Annotated in this window: 2 protein-coding genes; both read left to right on the top strand. The window is 73.7% G+C overall.

From position 1 onward, the window contains the following. Positions 1 to 688 precede the first annotated feature (688 nt). Positions 689 to 1,606: a right-handed parallel beta-helix repeat-containing protein gene (locus E1265_RS33210; protein ID WP_243741290.1), complete on the top strand. Its 918-nt coding sequence runs from the start codon at positions 689 to 691 to the stop codon at positions 1,604 to 1,606. Positions 1,607 to 1,784: 178 nt separating this feature from the next. Continuing rightward, positions 1,785 to 5,069, top strand: coding sequence for a substrate-binding domain-containing protein (locus E1265_RS33205; RefSeq protein ID WP_132934674.1), 3,285 nt, complete (start codon positions 1,785 to 1,787; stop codon positions 5,067 to 5,069). Positions 5,070 to 5,298 lie beyond the last annotated feature (229 nt).

Below are 5,298 nucleotides of genomic sequence, written 5' to 3'. Positions count from 1 at the left end.
CGCCCGCCACCGCATCAGCGTCCTGTTCGCCATGCTCCGCGACGGCACCTTCTACGAACCACGCGTCCCCGAAGAAGCCGTCGCATGACCAGCTCGGGCTTGACGAAGGACATAGAGGCACCCCCCCGCGATGCCGCGGGCGAGCCCGGCGCGGCGAGTACGCGGCGGCTCCGCCGCCGGGAGCGGCCTCCGCGGCCGGGCTCATCACCGAAGCCGGTGCGGCGAGCGCACGGCTGTTCGGTGTGGGTAGGTCCGGCCTGTGGCCGGGTTCGCCGCGCTGGTGCGCTCGGCTGGCGGCTGCGCCGCGCCGAAGCCCGCGCGGTGAGCGCCGCGCAGCGGCGTCGCGGCCGGGCTCGCGCCGGGCCCGTGGCCGAAGCCGGTGCGGCGAGCGCCGCGCGCCGCGCGCCCTGGTTCAGCCGTGGAAGGCGTGACAGGATGTTTGATGCGGGCATGTCCCGGCCTGCGGTGGCACGCACCGCGCCGGTGCGCCCGGCCGGCGGCTGCGCCGCGCCGAGGCCCGCGCGGTGAGCGCTTCGCGCTACGCCGCGCGTCATAGTCCACACACTCACCGTCATCGTCCACAGCGCCGGTCCTAGCATCAAAACGATTCACCCCCCACACAATCCGGACGGAGAATCCCATGCGCAGGACGAGCGCGCGGTTCAGGCTGGGCAGTGCAGTGGCAGTGATGACAGCGGTGGTGACCCTCGGCGGGCTCACCGCGACGAGCGGTGTCGCCGCCGAGCCCGTCGAGACGGTGGCCGTCGGTACCCCCACCGGCTTCGGGCGGGCCACCACCGGCGGTGCGGGCGGCAGCGTCGTGACGGTGACGTCGGCCAGTGCCTTCGCTTCAGCGGCCCAGAGCAGTTCCACCCAGGAGATCCGCGTCAGCGGCACGATCAACCTGTCGAGCATGACGCGGGTGACCTCCAACAAGACCATCATCGGCGTCGGCAGCAACGCCCGGATCACGGGCTACGGGCTGAACATCCGGCAGGCCAACAACGTGATCGTGCAGAACATCACGTTCTCCGGCTCCGCCGACGACGGCATCAACATCGAGTACTCCACCAACGTGTGGATCGACCACAACAACTTCACCGGGCACAACGACGGCGCCCTCGACATCAAGCGGGCGTCGGACAACATCACCGTGTCCTGGAACCGCTTCTACGGACAGGACAAGAACAGCCTGCTCGGCCACTCGGACGACAACAGCTCCGAGGACTCGGGACGGCTGCGGGTGACGTACCACCACAACTGGTACGACGGCACCAACCAGCGCAACCCGCGCGTGCGCTTCGGCAACCCGGTGCACGTCTACAACAACTACTACAGCAACATCGGTAGTTACGGCGTCGCCTCCACCACCAACGCCGGCGTGCTCGTCGAGGGCAACTACTTCGAGAACACCGACGACCCGTTCCACCGGGGCGAGGGCAGCTCGCCCGACGGCGCGCTGGTGGCCCGTAACAACCACTTCGTGAACTCGGGCACCGGCGAGACCGGCGGCAGCGTCGCGAGCATCCCGTACAGCTACAGCGTCGACGCCCCCTCCGGCGTCAGGTCGAGCGTGATGTCCGGGGCCGGCGTCGGCCGGATCTGACGCACCGAGAACGACGCGGGAACCACCAGGAACCACCAGGAACCAACTCCGGACGTTCCGGCGGCAGGCCGGCGGCTCACGGTGTTCCACCGTGCCGCCGGCCTTGTCGGCTTGGCTCCCCAGCGCTATCGTCCACGCCACCCCAGCCGTCCGTCCGTCCCAGGAGCGAGGAAGCCCCATGGCGGAAAACGGGTCCCCACCGGCGTGGCGACGAGGCGGTCAGCGGCAGCCGCGGCCACGGCGCGCCCGCAGGCCGACCATCGGCCTGGTCACGGCCAACATCCACCTCGGCGTCGGCGCCTCCCTCTGGTCCGGCGTGCTCGAGGCGGCGGAGCGCGAGGACGTCAACATCGTCTGTTTCCCGGGTGACGCCCTCACCCCGGGCGGCGCCCCGCGCAACGCGCTCTACGAACTCCTCGACCAGGCCGCCCTCGACGGCGCGATCTGCTGGACCTCCACGCTCGGCCTGCCGGTCGGCGGCGAGCGCTCCGCCGCGCTGGTCCGCAGGCTCGCCGGCCTCGGCCAGGTGATCAGCCTCAACCGGGCGCTGGACGGCCACGAGACGCTGCTGCTCGACTCGTACGCCGGGATGCGCAAGGCCGTCGGGCACCTCGTCGAGCACCACGGCCGTCGCCGACTCGCCTGCCTGCGCGGGCCGATGGCCAACCCGGTGGCGCTCGACCGGTTCCGCGCCTTCAGCGACGCGCTGGCCAGGCACCGCATCCCGCGGGACCGGGCGCTGGTCTCCGCGTCGCTCGACTACGCCGCCGGCGCCGGCGCCACGGCGATGCGGGTACTGCTCGACGTGCGCGGGCTCCGCCCGGGGCGCGACTTCGACGCCGTGGTGGCGTGCAGCGACGTGCTGGCCGCCGACGCGCTGCGGCTGCTCACCGAGCGCGGCGTGCGGGTGCCCGAGGACGTCGCGCTGATCAGCTTCAACGACTCGGTCGAGGCCAGGATCAGCGACCCGCCGCTGACCTCGGTGGCGCTGCCGTTCGGCGAACTCGGCTCGCTCGCCGTGGAGACCATCCTCGCCAGGCTGCGCGGCGTGCGGCCGCCCGAGCGCAGGGTGGTGCCCGGCACGCTGGTCATCCGCAGGTCCTGCGGCTGCCCCTCGCCGCTGGTCACCCAGGGGCGCGCGGCTCCCGGACCGCCCGCCGAGTCGGCCGAGTCGGCGCCCGGGCCGCTCGACGAGGAGCTGCTCGCCGCCTTCCACGCGGACACCGTCGACACCGCGGGCACCGCGGACGACGACGGCTCGTTCCTCGGCGACCTGGAGCGCCGCGTCGGCGGCATCGAGGGCTTCGAGGACGTGGCCGCCTGGGACCGCGCGCTGCTGCGGCTGCGCGCCGCGGCGCCGGCCGACCCGCGCACCGAACGGCTCCTCGGCCAGGCCAGGTTGATAGTCGCCGACAAGTCGCGCCGGCTGCTCGAATACGACCGCTGGACCCTGGAGCAGGAGTCGCGGCGGTTGCGCGTGCTGTCGACCACCCTCACCACCGCCGTCGACCTGTCAGAGATCGACGCGGCGCTCGGCCGTCACCTGCCTCAACTCGCCGTTCCTGGCCACCGGTTGGTGGTCGCCGAGCCCGACGGCGCGGTGGAGCAGGGGCCGCCGCTGCCGCCGGCGGACGGCGAACGCCGGTTCACCGCCGTGCTCGAGCCGCTGCACATCGGCGACGAGCCGCTCGGCTACGCCGTGTTCGACGCCGGCCCGCGCGGCTTTGCCGCCCGGCACGGCGCGCTCTACCGGGCGCTCGGCGAGCAGATCAGCGCCGCGCTCAAGGGAGTTCGGCTGTTCACCGAGGTGCGCAGGGCCAGGGACGCCGCCGAGCAGGCAAGCAGCTTCAAGACCCGGCTGCTCGGCAACGCGACCGACGAGCTGCGCAGCCCCGTCGAGGCCATCCTTGGCCACACCACACCGGGGGAACCCGCGCACGAGGAGGCGGCCCGGCTGCTGCGCCTGATCGACGACCTGCTCGACCTCTCGCGTTCCGAGATCGACGCGCTCGGCCTTGACCGCCGGCTGCTCGACCCGCGCCCGCTGCTCGCCGAGACGTTCCAGGACGCGGCGGCCGGCGGCCACCTCAGACTGCCCCGCCGGTTACCGGCGCTCTGCGCCGACCCGGACCGGCTGCGCCAGATCATCCACAACCTGTTGACGGCCGCCGGGCGTTACCCCGACCTCAGCGTGGACGTGGCGCCGCCCCGGCTCACCGTGCTGGTGACCAGCCCCGAGTTGGCCGCGCCGCCGCACGAACCGGCGGAGGACGAGCGGTACTTCCAACCCTTCGCGGCCGGCGGCCCCGGCGGCCGGCTCGGCCTGGCCATGGCCCGCAGGCTCGCGGTGCTGCACGGCGGCTCGGTCACCCTGCACCGCGGCCCAGGACCGTTCGGCTTCCGGCTCGACCTGCCGCTGCCCACCCCCGCCGAGCCGACCGGGCCCCGCGCCGCGAGCGCTCCCGCCGGCGGCACCCTGCTGGTCGTGGAGCGGGCGTTACCCGAGGCCGCCACCGTCGCGCGGCGGCACGGCCTTCGCCCGCACCGGCCGCACCAGGACGACGACATCGCCACCGTGGTGGCCGCCCACCCGCCGGCCGCCGTCGCCTGGGACGCCGGCCAGGCGACCCCGCAGGAGTGGGCCGCCGTCCGACGGCTGCACGACCATCCGGCGCTGCGGGACGTGCCGTTCCTGCTGTATGGCCCGATCGTGGGCCGGGACCTCAACCAGGCCCTGCACGCGCTGCGCCCCTCGGGGCTCGCCGCGCCCGCGCTGGTGGTGGGCGGCTCGGCGGCGTCGCGGGAGCGGTTCCGGCGGCTGCTGACCGGCGTGCTGCCCGGGCGCACGGTGCGCGCCGCCGCGGACGGCACGGCGGCGCTCGCGCTGCTGGCCGAGGAGGCGCCCGGGCTGCTGATCGTGGAACGGGTGCTGCCCGACATGGGCGGCTTCGAGCTGGTGGAACGGCTGTGGCACGACTGCCCGGTGCTGATGCTGAGCGACGAGGGGTTCACGTTCGCCGACGTCCGGCGCGCCGAGCCGCACCCGGGCCTGGTGATGCTGGGGCGCGGCATCCTCACCGACGCGGAGACGGCCCGGCTGCTCACGTCGTTGACCTCGGCCTCCCAACGCCAGCAGCGGGCGGCCGACCCGGCGCCGGTGCGCTACGCGCTGGCGTACATCGAGCAGCACTACCGGCACCGGTTCTCGCGCTGGCAGATCGCGCAGGCGGCGGGCGTCAGCGAGGACCACCTGGGCCGGCTCTTCCACCGTGAACTCGGCCTGACGCTCTGGGAGTACCTGACCCGGCTGCGCATCGAGCGCGCCAAGGAGCGGCTGCAGCGCAGCGACGACAACGTGCAGACGGTCGCCAGGGCGGTCGGCTTCCACGACCGGGCGTACTTCAGCCGGGTGTTCAGGCGGCTGACGGGGGTGGCGCCGCACGCCTACCGCGACGCCTCGTGAGCGGGGACGTGATCCGGCGGGCGCGTGATCCGGTGGGCACGTGAGCCGGAGGGCGCTCGGCCGCTGTCAACCCCGACGATCGTCAGGGGGTGTGCCCGCCGTTCGACCCGGGTGCCGGACCGGGCCCGCTTCTACGTTCGGGCCCCATGGAACGAGAACCGCGAGAGAAGAACCGGGCCGGTCGGCTGGTGGGCGCGTCGGGTGTCCTGGGGGTGGGGGCTGTCTCTGA

Origin of the sequence: Streptomyces sp. 8K308 (assembly GCF_004348315.1) — a bacterium.
GTDB lineage: Bacteria > Actinomycetota > Actinomycetes > Streptomycetales > Streptomycetaceae > Streptomyces.
Note: the sequence above shows the minus strand (reverse complement) of the source record. Positions and strands in the feature narration are given on the sequence as shown.